Annotated in this window: 13 protein-coding genes; 2 read left to right on the top strand and 11 right to left on the bottom strand. The window is 65.1% G+C overall.

What is annotated here, in order from left to right:
• Positions 1 to 2: 2 nt before the first annotated feature.
• The 5 genes from K9F62_06040 to K9F62_06020 all read right to left on the bottom strand — a co-directional run bounded on the left by K9F62_06040 (position 3) and on the right by K9F62_06020 (position 6,929).
• Positions 3 to 935: an ABC transporter substrate-binding protein gene (locus K9F62_06040; protein UJX42238.1), complete on the bottom strand. Its 933-nt coding sequence runs from the start codon at positions 933 to 935 to the stop codon at positions 3 to 5.
• Between the two features lie 43 nt (positions 936 to 978).
• Positions 979 to 1,743, bottom strand: a complete 765-nt coding sequence (locus K9F62_06035; protein ID UJX42237.1) for an ABC transporter permease — start codon at positions 1,741 to 1,743, stop codon at positions 979 to 981.
• Positions 1,744 to 1,746: 3 nt separating this feature from the next.
• Positions 1,747 to 2,487 (bottom strand): ABC transporter permease subunit, encoded by a 741-nt coding sequence (locus K9F62_06030; GenBank protein ID UJX43142.1) that lies wholly within the window; start codon positions 2,485 to 2,487, stop codon positions 1,747 to 1,749.
• A 165-nt stretch (positions 2,488 to 2,652) separates the two neighbouring features.
• The gene (locus K9F62_06025) at positions 2,653 to 3,465 is read right to left on the bottom strand and encodes an ABC transporter ATP-binding protein (protein UJX42236.1); all 813 of its coding nucleotides are present in this window, start codon (positions 3,463 to 3,465) and stop codon (positions 2,653 to 2,655) included.
• Between the two features lie 518 nt (positions 3,466 to 3,983).
• Positions 3,984 to 6,929, bottom strand: coding sequence for a DEAD/DEAH box helicase (locus K9F62_06020; GenBank protein UJX43141.1), 2,946 nt, complete (start codon positions 6,927 to 6,929; stop codon positions 3,984 to 3,986).
• Between the two features lie 185 nt (positions 6,930 to 7,114).
• Between K9F62_06020 and K9F62_06015 the strand changes: the two genes are divergently transcribed.
• On the top strand, positions 7,115 to 8,713 hold the full coding sequence (locus K9F62_06015; GenBank protein ID UJX42235.1) for a diguanylate cyclase: 1,599 nt from the start codon (positions 7,115 to 7,117) through the stop codon (positions 8,711 to 8,713).
• 128 nt (positions 8,714 to 8,841) lie between these two features.
• Here K9F62_06015 and K9F62_06010 read toward each other — a convergent pair whose 3' ends face one another.
• From K9F62_06010 to K9F62_05995, 4 genes are all read right to left on the bottom strand, one after another.
• The gene (locus K9F62_06010; protein UJX42234.1) at positions 8,842 to 9,555 is read right to left on the bottom strand and encodes an IS1595 family transposase; all 714 of its coding nucleotides are present in this window, start codon (positions 9,553 to 9,555) and stop codon (positions 8,842 to 8,844) included.
• A 180-nt stretch (positions 9,556 to 9,735) separates the two neighbouring features.
• Complete coding sequence (locus K9F62_06005) at positions 9,736 to 11,109, bottom strand: sigma-54 dependent transcriptional regulator (protein ID UJX42233.1); 1,374 nt, start codon at positions 11,107 to 11,109, stop codon at positions 9,736 to 9,738.
• Between the two features lie 84 nt (positions 11,110 to 11,193).
• A complete protein-coding gene (locus K9F62_06000) occupies positions 11,194 to 12,642 on the bottom strand; it encodes an ATP-binding protein (protein UJX42232.1) in 1,449 nt (482 codons plus the stop codon).
• 141 nt (positions 12,643 to 12,783) lie between these two features.
• On the bottom strand, positions 12,784 to 13,959 hold the full coding sequence (locus tag K9F62_05995) for a pyridoxal phosphate-dependent aminotransferase (GenBank protein UJX42231.1): 1,176 nt from the start codon (positions 13,957 to 13,959) through the stop codon (positions 12,784 to 12,786).
• Positions 13,960 to 14,049: 90 nt separating this feature from the next.
• Here K9F62_05995 and sfsA point away from each other — a divergent pair, with 90 nt between their 5' ends.
• Positions 14,050 to 14,790, top strand: a complete 741-nt coding sequence (sfsA, locus tag K9F62_05990) for a DNA/RNA nuclease SfsA (protein UJX42230.1) — start codon at positions 14,050 to 14,052, stop codon at positions 14,788 to 14,790.
• Positions 14,791 to 14,814: 24 nt separating this feature from the next.
• Here the strand turns inward: sfsA and K9F62_05985 are convergent, their stop codons facing one another.
• Together K9F62_05985 and lon are read right to left on the bottom strand one after the other, a co-directional pair.
• Complete coding sequence (locus K9F62_05985) at positions 14,815 to 16,875, bottom strand: cache domain-containing protein (protein UJX42229.1); 2,061 nt, start codon at positions 16,873 to 16,875, stop codon at positions 14,815 to 14,817.
• A 245-nt stretch (positions 16,876 to 17,120) separates the two neighbouring features.
• The gene (lon, locus tag K9F62_05980; protein UJX42228.1) at positions 17,121 to 19,589 is read right to left on the bottom strand and encodes an endopeptidase La; all 2,469 of its coding nucleotides are present in this window, start codon (positions 19,587 to 19,589) and stop codon (positions 17,121 to 17,123) included.
• Positions 19,590 to 19,657 lie beyond the last annotated feature (68 nt).

The following is a 19,657-nucleotide window of genomic DNA, read 5'->3' as shown; positions in this document are numbered from 1 at the left end:
TTTTATCTCCCCAACACTTCGCCAGCGGCGAAGGGCTTGGGGATGAGGCCGAAGCGGGCGCAGACGTCGATGACGCCTTGCAGGGCGGCCGGTTCGAGTTTTTCGGGGAAGCGCGGCAGGGTGATCTTGGCGGCCAGTTCGGGCGAGAGTTTGGTGCGGCCGCGCAGGATTTCACGGGCCTTGTCGGGGTGGGCGGCGATGAAGGCCGAGGCCCTGGTCACGGCCCGGGCGAAAGCCGCCGCTGTCTCGGGATGGGCCTTGATCCAGGATTTTTTGGCGAACCAGGCTCCGATCAGATAGGGGTTGCCGAAGGCGGCATGGGGCGAGGGATCGAGCACCTTGGCCACGCCGCGCGACACGGCGTCCGTGACGAAAGGCTCCAGCGTCAGCGCCGCGTCGGCCGAACCCTTGGCCAGGGCCGTGGCCATGTCCGGGAAGGGCACTTCGACCAGCCGGATGGAGTCCGGGGCGATCCCGGCTTTTTCGGCCAGGGCGCGCATGGCCGCCTCGTTGATGTTGCCGAGAGTGTTGATGGCCACGGTCTTGCCGGCCAACTCCTTGACCGAGGTGATCTTGGAATCCGCCGGCACGAGCAGCGCGTGGACGTCGTTGGTGCCGGCCACGCCTTCCACTCCGGGGGCCAGGAAGGTGAAGTCGAAGCCCTTGGCGTGGGCCAGGATGATGGACACGGTGTTGGACCAGCCGATGGCCAGTTCGCCGCCTTCCACGGCCGGGGCGATGACCGCGCCGCCCTTCATGGACGCGCCCGTGACGTCGAGGCCTTCGGCCTTGAAATACCCCTCGGCCTCGGCCACGAAAAATTGCAGGCAGTCGCCGACCGGCATGTAGCCGACCCTAAGCGGCGTGGGTTCGGCGGCGTGGGCGGGCAGGGCGAGGAACAGCGAGAGCAGGGCGAGAAGCAGCGGGCGCGGCATACGGGCCTCCTGTGGGTTGTCGTGGCTGCGGCCGAAAGCGCGATTAGCCTTCCATAGCGTCCCCGCGTCCTTCATGCCAGCGCAAAAGCCGCGCCGTGACGCGTTCCACGGCCGCGTTGAGCCCGAGCCCGAGAATCCCGAGCATGGCGACCCCGGCATACATTTCCGGAATAGCAAAGGTGCGCTGCATGCGCAGGATATAATGCCCGATGCCGCTGGTTGCCCCGATCATCTCCGACAGCACGGCCACGATCAGCGCCATGGGCACGGCCGTGCGAAATCCGGCCGCGACGCTCGGCCCGGCCGCCGGCAGCAGCACCCGGGCCAGGGTGTCGTAGCGCGACAGGCCATAGGCGGCGGCCGTCAGGCGAAACTGCGGCGGCACCGCCCTGGCCCCGTCCATGGCCCCGACCAGGATCGGAAAGAAACAGGCGAAAAAGACCACGAACACCTTCATGCCCGAGCCAATGCCGAAAAGCAGCATGGCCGCCGGAATGATGGCCGGCGGCGGCACCGGGCGCAAAAGCTCCACCGTGGGCGAGAGCAGCCGGGCCAGACGGCGCGAAACCCCCATGCCGAGCCCGAGCGGCACGGCGACCGCGGCGGCGATGCCCAGCCCGGCCAGGGCGCGGGTAAGCGTCTGCCCGGCGTGGAGCGGCAACAGCCCCGAGACGGTCAGCTTCCAGAAGGTGATCGCAATGGTCGAAACCGGCGGGAAATAAAGCCGCGACACGATGCCGAGCCGGGAGACCGCCTCCCACAGGCAGGCCAGGGCCACGAAAACGATCAGTCCCGAGAAGCGCCGCATCGCCTACCGCCCCCTGCGCGGCATCCAGCGCAACACGCGTCCGCGCACGCCCACAAAGGCGGCGTTGAGCCCGAAGCCGAGCAGCCCCACGGCTACGATGCCGGCGTACATGGCATCGGGACGCCGGGCCAGGGACGATTCCAGGATAAACGAGCCCAGGCCGCTTCCCGCCGCCGCCATCTCCGTGGTCACGGTGACAGCCACGGCCACGGCCAAAGCCACCCGCAGCCCGGCCAGCACCTGGGGCAGGGCGGCCGGGGCGCGCACCAGCAAGATCGTCTCGCGCCGCGACAACCCGTACACCCTGGCCGTGGCCAAAAGTTCCGGTCCGGCGGCCGAGGCCCCGGCCAAGGCGGCCACATAGGCCGGCCAGCAACAGGCAAACCCGGCTATGCCCACGCACAGTCCGAACCCCAGCCCCAGAAACAAGATGCCGATCGGAATGAGCGCCACCGACGGCATGGGCCGCAAAAATTCCACCGTGGTCCGGCTCGCCCGGCCGAATCTCGGAAACACACCACAACAAAACCCCAACAACACGCCAATGCCGCCGCCCACGGCAAACCCGGCCAAGGTGCGCCACAGCGTCGCGCCGCCCTGTCGCCACAACTCGCCGGAAACCGCCAATCGCCACAACTCCACAACAACCCCCGAAACCGGCGGCAACAAATCCGGCCGCACCACGCCCCCCCGCGCCGTCGCCTCCCAGAGGATAAGGAGAGCCGCAAGGAGGAGGTAGCCTATGGATGCCTCCGGCGTCCAGGAGGGGCGTCGCCCCTCCTGGACCACCCTACCGGGGGGAATAATTCCCCCCGGGCCCCCTTTGACGGGGCATGGGCTGGATATGTCGGATGGATGCGGCATGTCGGTGAAAAGGGGAGTACCCATTTAGTAAAGGGTCCAGGGGAATTATTCCCCTGGTGGGGAGGGTGTGGGAGGGGCAACGCCCCTCCCACCCTCTTCCTCTCGCCGCAACAGGGAATGAATCGCCCGGCGGGCATCGAGGAAGCGGCGATCCTCGCGGGTGCTGATCTGGTCGCGGGGCGTGGGCAGCTCGACGGTGATGGTGGCGGCGACTTTGGCCGGCGGCGGTGTGAGCACGATGACGGTATCGGACAGGTACACGGCCTCGTCGATGTCGTGGGTGACGAAGAGCACGGTTTTGGCTTGTTCTCTGGCGACGGTGGCGAGCAGGTCTTCGAGTTCCTCGCGGGTCTGGGCGTCGACGGAGGCGAAGGGTTCGTCGAGGAGCAGGATATCCGCGCCGTAGGCCAGTCCCCGGGCCAGGGCGGCGCGCTGCTGCATGCCGCCGGAGAGTTGCCAGGGGTAGCGGTCGGCGAATGCGGCCAGTCCGACCGAGGCCAGGGCCTGCCTTGCGGCCTGTTCCTTGTCTTTTTTCGAACCGGGTTTGCGGCGCAGCACGAAGCGGATGTTTTCGGCCACGGTCTGCCAGGGGAAAAGCGAGGCGGCGGCGTTTTGGAAGATGAGGGCCATTTCCGGGGGCGGGCTGGTGACGTCGCGGCCGTCGAGGCGCACGTGGCCGGACGTGGGGCGCATAAGCCCGCACACGCACTGGAGGATGGTTGACTTGCCGCAACCCGACGGCCCCAGGAGCGACACGAACGCCCCGCGCGGCACGGCAAAGTTCACTCCGGCCAGGGCGCAGGCCGGCGGCGAGCCGTTTTGGGCGTAGGTTTTGGAGAGTTCTTCGATAAGCAGCACGTGACGCATCCGTCGGCGTTTGGTTTCTGCCGACTATAAGGAAGAAAGCGCAGGAGGGGAAATCCTTTGAAAAGGGTATCCCTTCTCGGTGTTTTTTCCCATGTTTCTTGGAGGAATTAAAGAATAATGAATGATATTCTAGATAGTTGGGATGATGTCGGTCGGTCGGCCGGTAGGTAGGCAGGTTGGTTGGTTGGCCGGCGGCGGGATGTGGCGGCCGCGCGCGGCGCATATTTGAAGAATACGCCTCCGCGTCCCCACATCCCGCCGCCGGCCCTGGGAACCCGCGCCATATCTGGGAACAATTCTCTCGGCCAAGCAGATACGAAACATCGTCGGCCGCGTCTGGGCTCCCGAGCCATCTTTGGGAACAATTTTTTGCCGCAGAAGGCGTCCTTCAGGTATTCATATTATATAATTCGTCTTTTCACCCCGCTAAAAGTCTTGGGAAGGGGGTCTGGGGGAAACCTTTCTCCAGAAAGGTTTCCCCCAGCGGGGTGCAGGGGCAGCGCCCCTGCCTACGCCCATTCCACGGGCAGGCGGACGGTTTTGCCGGCTTTGTTGGAGAAGAGCAGGTACCCGTTGTCGCGGCCGAAGATATAGAGATCGCGGGTCACGGCCACGTCCTGTTTGCAGTAGGTGATGATCTCGTCCATGCGGCCTTCCTTCCACCATTCCAGGGCTTCAAGGCCCGAGGCGGATTTCCGGGCGCCGAGGGTGGCCTTGGCCAGTCCGTCCAGGGACAGGCGGTAGCCCAGGCGGGCGTGGACTTTTTCCAGGATGTCCAGGGTCGGCAGGGCGTGGTGGTCGAAGGGCGACGCGCCGGCGAGGACCTTGTAGTCGAAGCGGTTGATGTTGAAGCCGACCACAAGGTTTTGTTTGGCCAGGGCTTCGTAGAGGGCGGGGAGTTCCTCCTGGCGGTAGACCAGGAAGTCGTCCAGGGACGAGTCGTAGAGCACGGCCACGGAGATGCCCATTTTGTAGGCATTGCCCCAGCCGCCGACCTCGGCGGCGGAGCGGCGCGTCTCCACGTCGAGGACGCCGAAGCGCCCGGGCGGGGCCGGTTTGATCAGGGCGGGACCGGAGCCGGGTTCCTGGTTGTTGTTGTGTTGTTGTTCGTTGCACTCGGGACGGCAATCGCCTTTCTCGGGCATTTTTCCGGACACGAGCAGCTCCAGGAGGAAACGGCAGGCAACCTTGTCGATGGGCCGGTTGCCGGAACCGCATTTGGGGGAATGCACGCAGGAGGGGCAGCCGGTCTCGCAGGGGCAGCCTGCCACCGTGGCCAGCGTGCGGGAAAGGGCTTCCTCGGCCTTGGCGAAGGCCATGCGGGTGAGGCCCACGCCGCCGGGCGCGCCGTCGTAGATGAACACGCAGGCGCGGCCGACTTGCGGATGCAGGGGAATGGAGATGCCGCCGAGGTCGTTGCGGTCGGTGAGGACGAGCAGCGGCAAAATGCCGATCATGGCGTGTTCCATGGCGTGGATGGCGCCCATGAAGTGAAAGAGCCGCCGGTCGAGTTCGTCCTGGACGTCCTTGGGGATGACCCACCACAGACCTTCGGTTTCGAAGACCATGGGCGGCAGGTCCAGCGGCACGATGGAGAGAAGTTGGCCGCCGCGATTGGCCCGGCGCTCGTAGCCGGTGATGGTTTCCGTGACCTTGAGCCGGCCGAGGAAGACCGGCACGCCGTTGACCGTCTTTTCGCCGGAGACTTCCAGGATTTCCGTCATCTTCTGGCCCCGGGCCCGGGTATGGTAGTCGGCCTTGCCCGGCGCGACCCTGACACGGCGTTCGGCAATGTCGAGCGATTCCACCTGGTAGGAGACGCCCCGGTGGATGTAGACCGCGCCGGGATGGGTTTCCCGGTAGGCGCGTTGTTCGTCGATCTGGCCGATGACCGCGCCGCTCGTGGTCTCGATGGTGAACTGGCCGCCCGAGCCTCGCAGGTTGACGTCGCGGTGGGGGCGTTTCCTGGCGGCGAAGAGGCGTTTGCCGTCGCGGTCGCGTAGCAGCAGTCCTTTCCCTTCCAGCTGGCTGACTTCCCGGGCCATGACCGGCGGGGCGATGAATGGTTCGCCCACGGTGAGCGGCAGCTCTGCGGCGGCGCATTCCAGGTGCTTGGCCGCGATGACCGGATTGTCGGGATTGATGACGGCCGATTCCGGCGGGCGCTCGAAGAAATCCGCCGGGTGGCGCATGAAATACTGGTCCAGGGCGTCCTCGCCGGCAATGAGCGCCACGGCCGATTCCCGAAGCGCCCGGCCGACCCGGCCGCCGCGCTGCCAGGCCGACATGACCGAACCGGGATAGCCGCACAGCACGCACAGATCGAGGCCGCCGATGTCGATGCCGAGTTCCAGGGCCGAGGTGGAGACGACGCCCAGAAGTTCGCCCGAGGCCATGGACGCCTCGATGGCCCGGCGCTCCTCGGGCAGAAATCCCGAGCGGTAGGCCGAGACCCGCGAGGCGTATGGGCCGGCCCGTTCGGCTATCCACAGGCTGATGAGCTCGGTCATGCGGCGCGACTGGGTGTAGACGATGGTGCGCAGGCCGCGCTTGAGCGCCGCGGCCAGCAGCATGACCGCCGTGGTGGAGGCGGACTGCTCGGGGTTGATGAAAAGGAAATGGCGCGGGCCGGTGGGCGCGCCCGAGGCGGTGATCGTTTCCACCGGCAGTCCGGTGAGGCTGGCCGCCAGTTCGCCGGGATTGCCGATGGTGGCCGAGGAGAAAACGAAGGCCGGTCGCGCGCCGAACCGGGCGCACACGCGCAGGAGCCGGCGGAACACGTGGGCCATGTGCGAACCCATGACGCCCCGGTAGGTGTGCATCTCGTCGATCACCACGTGGGTGAGTCCGGCGAAAACGGTGCTCCAGACCTCGTGGCCGGGGAGCAGCGACAGGTGGAGCATCTCGGGGTTGGTGATGAGGATCTGGGGCGGGTTGTCGCGGATCTTGCGCCGGAAATGCGGCGTGGTGTCGCCGTCGAAGATGGCGGCGGTGGGGCGGCTCGAGGCCGGCAGGGCCGCCGTCAGTTCGTTTATGGCCTTGAGCTGGTCCTGGGCCAGGGCTTTGAGGGGATAAAGAAAGATGGCCCGGGAATCGGGATTTCTGGCGATCTCCTCCAGGACCGGCAGCAGGTAGGTCATGGTCTTGCCGCTGGCGGTCGGGGTGGCCACGGCCACGTGGCGTCCGGCCCGGGCCAGATCCACGGCGGCGGCCTGGTGGCTGTAGAGACGGGAGATGCCGCGCCCGGCCAGCATGGCGGCCACGGGCCGGGAAAAGGGGCGCACCGGGTCGGCGTAGGCGGCCTGGGCTGCCGGAAAGACGCGGTGGCACACGACTTGCGGGCCCAGGCGCGCGGAAGCGAGCAGGGCGGCCACGTAGGCGGCGACGTCGCCGGCGGCCTCCGGCCGGGGCTCGGGCGCGTCGGGAAAGGGGGTATTGGCGTCAGGGAGCAGCATGATCGTGGGGCGGCTATGCCCACGACCGTCATGGGGCAAAATCCGGTTTTTCGCAAGGCGGCGGGCCAGGCGCATTGTCGGGGCCCAGGCTTTCTTGTAACGATGTTTCGTAGCAGATTCGGAAATCCGCCGACGCAACGGGCTGGTAGTCCCGGGCGATGGCTGTTTTGGAAAGGCGACCCCCTATGCGGCTGCGACGAATGCTCGGCCTTGATGGCCTTCGCGGACAACTGCGCTTCTACACGCTGCTTTTGGCAGCGCTACCACTCCTTTTTGCCACACTCTGTTTTTCGTTGTTTCAGCGCGGCACTGTCGTGGAGCGGGAACGGCAGCACCTCGTGCACGGGTTGCGGCAAGAATGTAATGTTGTACGCACCTGGATCGACGAACGCGTCGACGATGCCGAGTATTTTGCCAGGATCGCTACGATAATGCACAGCGATAACATCGATATAACTGAATACTATAAGCTTTATGTCAAGACGCATGAATATGTAAAACATGTATTTTATATTGGGCCTGACGGAATCATTCGTGCTTCGAATATTGACACCAAGGGCGCCTCCCTTGGCGACCGCGCCTATTTCAAGGAGGGCCGGGAAGGGCGTTCCGCCCTGGAACTGATTCCGGTCGGCCGCCTGACAGGCAATCCGGCCTGCGTGTTCAGCGTGCCCATCACCGCGAAGGACGGAAGCTTCGGCGGGGTGCTGGCCATCTCGGTGCATCTCAAATCCCTGGACCGCTGGTTGCGCGAGAATGTCGCCTATTCCGGCAGCCCGGTCCTCCTGTGCGATACCGAGGGCCGTATTCTGGCCCCGACATCGGTTGTCGCGGCCGCGGGCGGCCCGGGCAAGGCGCGGGTTTCGCCGGAGCTGCTCGCCTGCGGGGAAAAGGGCGGGGTGTACGTGGGCCGGGACGGGCGCGAAATGCTCGGGGCGGCGGTTTCCCTTGGCCGCGACGGCTGGCGGCTGGTCAGCGACATGCCCGTGTCGGAGGTGCTGGCCGGCTACCGGCGGCAGATGCGCTGGGTGGTTTTCGGAGCACTGGCCACGGTGGCCTTGGTGCTGCCACTGGTGCTGCGCCTGTCCCGCAAGATCGAGCAGCCGCTGACGACCCTGGCCGCCTATGCCCGGGAGCTGCGCGAAACGCGCTACGCGGCGGTCTGCCCCATCATCAAGGTCGAGCGCCTGCCCCGCGAGGTGGCCGAACTGCACGACGCCTTTTGCGCCATGGCCGGCGAAGTGCGCGGACGCATCGAGGAGGCCGAGCGCCTGAGCGTCCAGGACGCCCTGACCGGCCTTTACAACCGGCGATTCCTCTTTTCCGGCGGGATGAAGCTGCTGGCGGCGTCACAGCGGTCGGGACGGCCGTGTTCGTGCCTGATGCTCGACGTGGACCATTTCAAGACGGTCAACGACACCCATGGGCACACCGCCGGAGACCAGGTGCTGACCCACCTGGGGCGGGTGCTCACGGGCTGCGTGCGCAAATCCGATCTCGTGGCGCGCTATGGCGGGGAGGAGTTCGCCGTGCTCCTGACGGGCGCCGACGTCGTCCAGGCGGCGCTTCTGGCCGAGCGCTTCCGCCAAGCCCTGTCCGGCGCGCCGTGCATGATCGAAAACCGTGCCCTGGTCGTGACCGTGAGCATCGGCGTGGCCGCCTTGCGGGACCAGGTGGAATATGGCGAAACGTCCCTGGACGATCTGCTGGCCCGGGCCGACAAGGCGCTCTACGCCGCCAAGGCCGCCGGCCGCAATTGCGTGAAGGTGGATACGATCGGGTGAGGGCGGAGAAGAGAGAAGAACGTGCGAGAGGGGGACCCTTTTTGAAAAGGCTCTTGACTAGCTGAGCCGTTACCCTGAGGGGCCTTGGCGCGTTCCCTTGAGTGGGAGAGCCTATGTATCTCCCTATTTCAAGGGGCGTGACAAGGCCCCTCATTCCTCCTCTTCCCTAATGGTTTTTCCCGGCACAACTGCAAAATGATCGAGTACAAATCGTCGTGTCGATAGTTAAATCGGAATTCTGTTTCCTTCAGATGCAAGTAAAAAGTGGCCTTCGGAACCCCATGAAATTTTTGCAGCCGCCGCTTGGCGTACGACCAGAACGATTCGATCCCGTTGATATGGTTATCCCCAACGGCAAATTCGCCCTGGCCATGACGAATGCGGTAGTGCTTTTGATAGCCCAGGTCCACCAATCCGTCATAGCTCCCATATCCATCTGAAAACAACTCGCTTTTCAGTTCGACCCTGCCCTGGATAATGGCCTGGAGGACCTTGCGGGAGCAATTCGGCACGACTTGAGTGTACACCTTGCCACCGCGTTTGAGGATGCCAAAAACAATGGTTTTCTTGCCGGCTCCTCGGCCCACGACGCCACGAACGCGCCGCGGGCCAAAGTAGGATTCATCCATCTCAACCCGGCCCTCGAAGGGAGTGTCGAGCTCACATTGCTCGGCCAAGTGCTCTCGCAACAGCCGAAGATATCTATTTACCGTATTCCGGTTGAGATTTATGAGTTCGGCGATTCTCTGCGCATCGAGATCAAGGGCGAAAAGCCGCGCCAACTCACGGAATTTCTTCTCCGAAATTCGGGAACGATGTACATACTTGTTATTAGCTGTCATAACTAGCTTTTGCCAACTTTTTGTTAGCTCAGCTAGTCTTAAGCCTTTGAAAAAAGGGTCCCCCTCTCGCGCTCTCCCCTCCGAAAAACTTTTAACGGTGACAGGTTGTTATCGTTAAAAGTCTTTGGAAAGGGGGTCCGGGGGGAAACTTTTCGTAAGACAAAGTTTCCCCCCGGTGCTTCAATGCCCGGTGAGTTTGTACTTTTTGAGCTTGTACTGGAGCAGGCTTTTGGAGATGCCGAGCATCTCCGCCGCCTTGACCTGGACCAGGTTGGAGCGGGCCAGGGATCGGCGGATGAGCGCCGCCTCGATTTTTTCCAGGGTGTCGTTGAGGTTGATCTTGACCGGCAGCAGGTCCACGGCGGATTTGTACTGGCTCTCCTCGTCGCGGATCTCGCTTGGCAGGTCCTCCACCCCCACGATGTCGCCCCCGGCCAGCACCACGCAGCGTTCCACCACGTTTTGCAGCTGGCGCACGTTGCCCGGCCATTCGTAGGCCGTGAGGTAGTCCATGGCGTCGGGGGAAAATCCCTTGAATTTCTTGTTGTTCTCCCCGGAGTAGCGCTCCAGGAAATGGGCGGCCAGGATGGGAATGTCCTCGCGGCGCTCCCGCAGCGGCGGCGTCAGGATATGCACCACGTTGAGGCGGTAGTAGAGGTCCTCGCGGAAGGTCCCCGCGGCCACGGCATCGGCCAGGTTGCGGTTGGTGGCGGCCAGGATGCGGATGTCCACCTCGATGGATTCCGAGCCGCCCACGCGCTCGAACTTGCGTTCCTGGATCACGCGCAGGAGCTTCACCTGGAGTTCCGGGGACAGCTCGCCGATCTCGTCGAGAAAGATCGTGCCCTCGTGGGCCATCTCGAACCGGCCGCGCTTGCGGGCCACGGCCCCGGTGAACGAGCCTTTTTCGTGGCCGAAAAGCTCGGATTCGAGCACCCCCGAAGCCAGCGCCATGCAGTTGACCGACACGAAGGGGGCGTTCTTGCGCGGCGAGGCGTAGTGGACGGCCTTGGCCAGCAGTTCCTTGCCCGTGCCGGATTCGCCGGTGATGAGCACCGTGGACCGGGTGGGCGCGGCCTTGGCCACCATCTCCAGCACCCGCTGCATGGCCTTGCCCCGGCCGATGATGTGCTCCGAGGAGAAGCGGTCCTCCAGGGATTGGCGCAGCAGCATGTTTTCGCGCTGGGCGGCGGCGAAGCGGCTGGCCTTTTCCACGGTCAAAAGCAGCTCGTCGTTGGCGAAGGGCTTGGCGATGTAGTCGAAAGCCCCGATGCGCATGGCCTCGACCGCGCCCTCGATGCTGCCGAAGGCCGTCATGATGATGACCGGGATATAGGGGTAGTTGCGCTTGACGTGCTCGAGCACCTGCTGCCCCGTGACCTTGGGCATCTTCATGTCCGTGATGACCACGTCCACTTCGGATTCGTCGAGAAAGGCCAGACCCGTTTCCGGGTCGTCCAGGGCGGTGACGGCATAGCCGGCGTCGCCGAGCATGGCCTCGAGAATCAACAGATAGTTCTTTTCGTCGTCGAGTATCAGTATCTGGCTTGCCATGGGTATTCCAGGAAAAGGGATTGGCGTCCGTGCCGTGGGCAGGTGCGGCGTCCGGGCGGCCTATGGGGGCGTTTTACCCCAGGCTCAGGCCGGAGGGAAGGTCATGGTGACGCGCGCCCCGGCGTCCGCGGCGTTGTCCAGGGTCAGGGTGGCGTTGTGGCTTTCCACGATGGTGCGCACGATGGCCAGTCCCAGGCCCGTGCCGGCGTCCTTGGTGGTGAAAAACGGATCGAGCAGGCGGTCCTTGTTCTCCGGGCAAAAACCCGGTCCGGAATCGGTGACGGACAGGATGACCGCATCCGCGTCGGCGGTGGCCGATACGGTGATGGCCGACGGCCGGACCTTTTCCTTGTCCTCGGTCATGGCGTCCAGGGCGTTGGACAGCACATTGTAGACGGCCCGGTAGAGCAGGTCCTTGTCGCCGGAGACGGTGAGGCCGGGCGCATAGTCGCGCGTCACGGCAATGCCCTGTTCCTCGCACTTGGCCTCGAGGAACGTCAGGGCCTGATCGCAGATCACGGCCAAATCCACCCGCTCCTGGCGGGGGGACTTGGGCCGGGCGTAATCCAGAAAATCGCCCACGGTCTTGGACAGGCGCTTGGATTCGTCGAAAATGGCCGAAAGCAGCCTGGCGTTGACGCCGTCCGTATCCTTGCCGCGCTTGAGCAGGAGCTCGGCCGTGGAGCGGATGATGCCGAGAGGGTTTCGGATCTCGTGGGCGATGCCGGCCACCATGCGGCCCATGCCGGCCAGCTTCTCCTGTTGCTGCAACTCGCGTTCGAGCTGTTCGCGTTCGGCGATGCGCTGGGCGTTGATGCGCCCGGCCCGGCTGATGATCACCCGCAGCATGATAAAAAGGAGCACCGAGGAGGCCAGGGTGGTGCCGATGATGATGCGCTGGAAATCCACCACCTTTTGGTAGTCGTTAGTGATGTCCTGGGTGAACTCCAGGACGCCCATGATGAATCCCTGGGGATTGCCCGGGATAAGCGAGCGTTCGATGCGCAACGGATAAATGGTGCGCAAGATCACCGAGTCCGGCTTGGGATGGAAGTTGAAGATGCTGCTGAAAAGCCCGGTGCGGCTGACCAGCTGGAAACTCGACTTGCCCTGGTCCAGGGCTTCCATGATGGCCTCGCCGGCGTAGCCGGTCTGGCCCACAAGCTCCTTGTCCGTGGAGAACGACACCCGCTTGTCGTAGTCGTAGATGCGCACTTCGCTGACGTGGAAGCTGTGGATGGTGGACAGCACCGTCTTTTCCAGCCGGTCGTACTGGGCCGGCTGGGACAGTTCCACCCGGCCGAAGCCGATGACCGTGGGCAGGGTGAAGCGCTGGTATATCTGGTGGTTGAGGTTTTCGGCCAGCAGCAGGGCGAATTCCTTCTGCTTGGCCAGCACGTCCTGGCGGGCGTAGTTGGACAGGAAGATGGAAAGGAACAGGTTGACGAGCAGGATCAGGGCCAGGGAGCTCCACGACAGGAATTTGACCAGTCCCAGGTACTGGTCGGCGTCCGTGCGGCCGGTTTTTCTCACGCCGGATTCCCTGGCCCCGCGCAGGCCGTCGGCCCCGCGCAGGCCGTCTTCCGTTTTCGTTTCAAAAGTGGCACCAATAAAAAGTATATCTCTTTGATAGTATTGTATGGTTCAAGATTCCGGATGACGGCCTGCCCGGTGCTACAGTTTGCGCAGGAACGCGGCCATGGCGGTCAGTCCCTTTTCCAGTGTCTCGTCGGCCGTGGCGTAGGAAAGCCGTATGCAGCGGTCCTCGCCAAAGGCCACGCCCGGCACCGTGGCCACGCCGGCCTCGGTCAAAAGCGCCTCGGACAGGGCCGTGGAATTGGGCACGGCGTCGTTGTAGTAGCCCGACAGGCAGGGAAACAGGTAGAACGCGCCGCTCGGCGCCCCGCACAGGGCCTTTTTCCAGGTGCCGATGATGGAAAGGGCCAGGTCGCGGCGTCGGGCAAAGGCCTGGCGCATTTCCTCCACGCAGTCCATGGGGCCGGTCAGGGCGGCGATGGCCGCCTTCTGGGCGATGGAGCAGATATTGGAGGTGGACTGGCTCTGCAGGGTGGACATGGCCCGGATGACGTTCGGGTGGGCCATGGCGTAGCCCACGCGCCAGCCGGTCATGGCGAAGCTTTTGGACAGGCCGCCGACAATGGCCACGTGCTCCGGGTGCAGGGCGAAGGCGCTGGCCATGGAGGCGGGCACGGCCGGCGCGTAGACCAGCCTGTCGTAGATTTCATCCGACACGATGTAGACGTTTCGCGCGATGGCCCAGTCCAGGATGGCGTCGAGCTGCTGTGCGGTGTAGTGCGCGCCGGTGGGATTGGACGGCGAATTGATGATGAGCGCCCGGGTGGCCGGGGTGATGGCCTTGTCCAGGTCCTCGACGGAGACGAGGAAGCCCTGCTCCGGGCTGCTCGGCACGGGCACGGGCCTGCCGCCGGCGAGCCGGATCATGTCCGGGTAGCTGACCCAGTAGGGGGCGGGCACCAGTACCTCGTCGCCGGGGTTGAGCACGGCCATGAAAAGCGTGTACAGGGCCTGCTTGCCGCCGTTGGTGGCGATGATGGCCTCTTTGGGCGTTGGCACGCCGTAGGTGGTCTTGAAATAGCCGGCAATGGCCTCGCGCAGGGTGTGGACGCCGGGTACCGGGGTGTACCGGGTGAAATTGTCGTCGATGGCTTTTTTGGCCGCGTCCTTGATGTGCTGGGGCGTGTTGAAATCGGGTTCGCCAGCCGAGAGGTCGATGACGGCCTTGCCCTGGCGCCGCAGGTCGGCAGCCTTGGCTGCCATGCCCAGTGTGGCGGACGGGGCGACGAGACGCATACGAAGCGCGGTGCGCATGGCCCGGAATCCTTGCGTTGAAGTGTTATGCCTCGGCCGCGTGTGCGCGGCCGTTTGTCAATGTAGTATACAAAAGGCCAAAGGTAAATCATGGCTGCGCGATCGGATTCCGGCGTGATCCTCCCTTTCCCCGGCGAACTGGTCATGGCCCGGTTCGTACGCCGCTACAAGCGGTTTTTGATCGACGCCGTGATCGAAAACCGCCCTGTCACTGCCCATGCCAACAATACCGGCTCCATGCTCGGGCTCCTGCGCCCGGGATGCACCCTGGGGCTTTCCGTGTCGGATAACCCCAAACGCAAGCTGGCCCACACCCTGGAGATGACGCGCGTGCCGGATTTCCGGGGCGACTTCTGGGTCGGGGTCAATACGCTGACCCCCAACCGGCTTTTCCGGCGTGCCTTTTGCGCCGGGGCCTTTCCCGAGCTGGCCGGCTACGACGCCATCCGCCCGGAACCGGCCTTTGCCCACGGCCGGCTGGATTTTGCCCTGACCGGCCCGGCCGGGACCTGCTTCGTGGAGTGCAAGAACGTCACCATGGTCGAGGACAATGCCGCCGCCTTCCCCGACGCGGCAACCGAGCGGGGGTGCAAGCACTTGGTGGAACTGACGCGGCTCGCCCGGGAAGGAACGTGCCTGGCCGCGCTCTTTTTCTGCGTCCAGCGCCCGGACGGGGACTGCTTCGCCCCGGCGGCCATGGTCGACCCGCAGTACGCCGCGCTTTTCACCGACGCCCTGGCCGCCGGCGTGCTGATGCTGCCCTACCGGGCCGACGTCTCGACGTCCGGCATCACCCTCGGGGCTCGCCTGCCCCTGGCCTGCCGGTATTGACTGGACCGGGGCTTCCCCGGCCTCCTACACCGGCAACGCTGCCGCGGCGTCGCCGGCGGCTTCGCGCTGCATGGATTCGATCAGTTCCACCATGGCGGTCGCCTGTTCGGCCAGTTCGCTGACGGCCTTTTCCGCTTCGGTCATGGACTGGCTCGTTTCGGACGAGATGGCGTTGACCTCGACGATGGAGCGGTTGATCTCCTCCGTGGCCGAGGACTGCTCCTCGGTGGCCGTGGCGATGGCCCGCACCTGATCCGCGGCGGATTCCACCAGGGTGACGATGGCGCCGAGGGCCTCTCCCGATTCCTGGGCCTTGACCGTGGCCTCGGCGGTTTCCGCCACCGCGCGCTCCATGTTGTCCACGTTGGTGCGCGTGCCCTGCTGGATGCCGTGGATGGCCTCGCTGACCTCCTTCGTGGCGCTCATGGTCTTTTCCGCGAGCTTTCGCACCTCGTCGGCGACCACGGCGAAACCGCGCCCGGCCTCGCCGGCCCGGGCGGCCTCGATGGCGGCATTGAGGGCCAGCAGGTTCGTCTGGTCGGCGATGTCGTTGATCACCCCGATGATGGCCCCGATGCCCTGGGCCTGTTCGCCGAGCTGCCCCATATCGTGCTTGAGGGTCAGGGTCTGGTCCCGTACCGCCGCGATGCGGTCCATGGCTTCGGAAACGATCGCCGCGCCGCCTTCGGCCTTGCCCTTGGCCTGGTCGGCCGTTGCGGCGGCCTGGGAGGCGTTCTGGGCCACCTCGAGGACCGTGGCGTTCATTTCTTCCATGGACGTGGCCGTCTCACCCACGCGTTGGGACTGGATGTCCGAGCCCTGGCGCGACTGTTCGATGCGGCCGCGCAGGGCGTCCGTGGCGCGTTCCACTATCGTCACGACCTCGCCCAGGCGTGCGGCCGCGTGGAGAATGCCCTCGCGCCGGGCCGCCTCGCCCTTCTGCCGCGCTTCCTCGGCGGTGGCCTGGGCGGACCGGGCCTTGTCCGATTCCTCCCTGGCCTTTTGCGTTGCCGCCTCGGCTTCGCCGATCTTGGTCCGAAGCGTGCCCACCATGCTGTGGAGCGCCTTGGACAGATCGCCCACCTCGTCGTTTTGGGTGATGGTCAGCTCCGCGTCGAGCTGACCGGCCGCAACCGCCTCGGAAAAGGCGGCCAAGGCCTGGATGGGACGGGTGAAGCGCCGGGAAAAGAAGAAGCCCAGTCCGGCCAGCACGAGTACCACCGCCCCGGCGGCAAGCCCGGCGGATCTGTTGACCGCCGCCAGGGCGGCCGCCAGTTCGTGCATCCCCTTGCCCACGAACCCGATGCCGACGGGTCTGCCGTCCGCGTCCGTAAGGGGCCAGTAGACGGACACGAAGGGCCGGCCGAAAAGGGTCAGCTCGCGGAAGACGGGTTTGCCCTGCCCGAGGACCTCCCGGTTGACCTGGGCGTCGGTGGTGGTGGTGCCGATGACCCGGTGCCCGCCGTCCATGATGGTCGAGGAGATGCGGGTCGCCCCGGAAAAGATGGTGGCCTCGACGCCGAGCGTCTTTCGCATGTGGTCGACCCAGGCATTGTCCGCCGCCGGTTCCGCCACCACGCCGACATTGCCGACGAGGGCGCCGTCCTTGCGGACCGGGGCCGTGGCCACGAGGGGCAGGCGCTTTTCGCCCACAGGCACGAATCCGATCGTTTCCTCGCCGCCCCGCAGCTTGGCATCGCGCTTGGCCAGGGCTTCGGGCAGGCCCTCGACGGCCCCGACGGCGCTAAGCACCGTGCCGGCGGCATCGGTAAAAAGGACGGCCTTGACCTGTCCGGCCGCGACGAGGTCCCGGGCCAGCCGGGAGAGCAGGGACACGTCGCCGCCGCTTATGCCGGCAATGACGTTCGGCCGCACGGCCTGGGTCTTGGCCAGGGTCCGCAACTGCGTGCGCAGCGTGAGGATGCTGTCCGCGCCGACGTTTTTGAATGCTTCGATGGTCTGGTCGTATTCCTTGGTGAAACCGCGTTCGAAGGCCATGCGCCCGGAGACGAACACGGCGATGCTGGCGATGATGACGGCGGAAACGACGAGAACGACGATTTTCGGGGTGATGCCGATGCGCATGGCCTACCTCCCCTGGCAGGGTTGAGGACGAGCGGCGAAACGTCGCGTTTTTTTGAAAGGGTACCTTGCGGCCGTCTCACTGGCCGATGCGGTCACGAAAGAAAAAGTTATTCTAAAAACATAGTCGAGTCAACGGGTTATGCGTAAAAACACGTGCGCGGGCAAAGGGGCGCAAGGAGGAGCGCGATAAACAAAGGCCGGAGCGAAAGCCCCGGCCTTTGTTGTCCTGTCATGCCTGGCAAGAGTTACTTGGCGGCATCTTCTTTCGCCTCCGCATCCGGCGCCTCGACGGCGCAGGCCAGCGGCCAGACCTCGTCGATGCGCTCCACCGGGAGGACCTTGATCTTGCTGCGCAGGTCGCGCGGGATGTCGCGCAGGTCCTTCATGTTCTGGGCCGGCAAAATGACCCGCTTCATGCCGGCGGCGACCGCCGCCAGGACCTTCTCCTTGATGCCGCCGACCGGCAGCACCCGGCCGCGTAGCGTGATCTCGCCGGTCATGGCCACGTCGTTGCAGACCGGCGTGTTGGTGAGCGCCGAGATCAGCGCCGTCACCAGCGTGACGCCGGCGGACGGGCCGTCCTTCGGCGTGGCCCCGGCCGGGACGTGGATGTGGATGTCGTTTTTCTCGAATAGCTCGGGATCGATGCCCAGGTCCTTGGCCTTGGACTTGGCGTAGGTCAGCGCCGCCTGGGCCGATTCCTTCATCACGTCGCCGAGCTTGCCCGTGAGCTGCAACGCGCCCTTGCCGGGCAGCGTCGCCGCCTCGATGTGCAGGATCGCTCCGCCGACCGGCGTCCAGGCGAGCCCAACGGCCACGCCCGGCGGCAGCTCCATCTCGCGTTCGTCGTCCATGAACCGCGCCGGGCCGAGCAGCTTCTCCAGCGAGGTGAGCGTCACCCGGAAGGGCGGGTTTTCGCCTTCGGCCTTTTTGCGGGCGAGCTTTCGGGCCACGGACCCGATCTCGCGTTCGAGGTTTCGCAGTCCCGCCTCGCGGGTGTAGTCGCGGATGACCCGCGCCACCACCTTGTCCGAGATGGTCATGTCGCCCGGCTCCAGGCCGTTTTCCTTGATCTGGCGCGGCAGGATGTAACGCCTGGCGATCTTGACCTTCTCCTGTTCGGTGTAGCCCGGCAGCTGGATCAGCTCCATGCGGTCGAGTAGCGGTCCCGGGATGGTGTCCAGGATATTGGCCGTGCAGATGAACATCACCTTGGACAGGTCGAAGGGGACGTTCAAGTAATGGTCCTGGAAGGTGTTGTTCTGTTCCGGGTCCAGCACCTCCAAAAGCGCCGAGGAGGGATCGCCCCGGAAATCGGAACCCACCTTGTCGATTTCGTCGAGCATGATGACCGGGTTTCGCGTGCCGGCCTGCTTGATGCTCTGGACCACGCGGCCCGGCATGGAGCCGATATAGGTGCGCCGGTGGCCGCGAATCTCGGCCTCGTCGCGCATGCCGCCAAGGGACATGCGCACGAACTTGCGCCCGAGCGCCCGGGCGATGGACCGGCCAAGGGAGGTCTTGCCGACGCCCGGGGGGCCGACGAAGCACAGGATGGGGCCCTTCATGCCCGGGTTGAGCTTGCGCACGGACAGGTACTCCAGGATGCGCTCCTTGACCTTTTCCAGGTCGAAGTGGTCCTCGTCCAGGATGTGCTTGGCTTCCTTGATGTCGAGGCGGTCCTTGGACATCTTCTTCCAGGGCAGGTCCACCAGCCAGTCGAGGTAGGTGCGGATGACCCCGGACTCGGAGGAATCGGGGTGCATGGAGGCGAGCCGCTTGAACTGCTTGTCCGCCTCCTTTTTCACCTCCTTGGGCATGCCGGCCTTGTCCAGGGCGGTTTTGAGCTCCTCGAGCTCGTCGGACTCCTCGCCGGCCTCGCCGAGTTCGCGGCGGATGGCTTTCATCTGCTCGCGCAGGAAGAAGTCCTTCTGGGCCTTGTCCATGCCTTCCTTGGCCATGTTCTGGATCTTGGCCTGCATGGCCGCCACCTCGGCCTCCTTGACCAGCTGCTCGTTGACCAGCCGCAGGCGTTCGATGGGGTCCTCGCATTCGAGCAGGCGCTGGGCCTCCTCCACCCGCATGCGCAGGTTGGAGGCCACGAGGTCGGCCAGCCGGCCGGGCTCGTTGACGCTGTTGAGCACGGCCATGATGTCGGCCGTGGGCATGCCGCGAAGCGACAGGATCTTTTCGCTTTGCTCCCTGGCGGCCCGCATCATGGCCTCCTGCTCCAGGGTCACTTCCTTGGTGTCGCGTTCGCCGAGCACCTCGATCTTGGCCAGGTGGTAGGGGTCCGAGGAGACGAATTCCGTCACCTTGGCCCGGGTCAGCCCCTGGACCAGCACCTTGAGCCGGCCGTCGGGCATCTTGAGCATGCGCATGATCATGCCCACCGTGCCCACGCGGTAGAGGTCGTCGGCCCCCGGCTCGTCCACCTTTTCGTCCTTCTGGGTCAGGATGAGGATGTAGCGGGAGCCGTTTATGGCCGCGTCCACGGCCTGGATGGACTTGTCCCGGCCGACGAACAGCGGCAGGATCATGTAGTTGAAGACCACGATGTCGCGCACGGGCAAAACCGGCAGTTCGGCCGGGATGTCGGGCAGGTTCTTCTCCTCGGACTCGCTGGCGACCGGAGCTTCGCTGCCGTCGGGCGCGTCGCCTTCGCCCGGCGTCGGGGTGGCGACGGTCTTGGTCGGATCGAATTCGTTGTCCATGATATGCCTTGCTCCTATGTGATCTTCCGGCGCGCGGGCCGCCGGAAGGGGTGACGCTTGGGATACCG

It is taken from the genome of Desulfovibrio sp. JY (assembly GCA_021730285.1).
Taxonomy (GTDB): Bacteria; Desulfobacterota; Desulfovibrionia; order Desulfovibrionales; family Desulfovibrionaceae; genus Solidesulfovibrio.
This window is presented reverse-complemented; position numbering and strand designations above follow the sequence as displayed.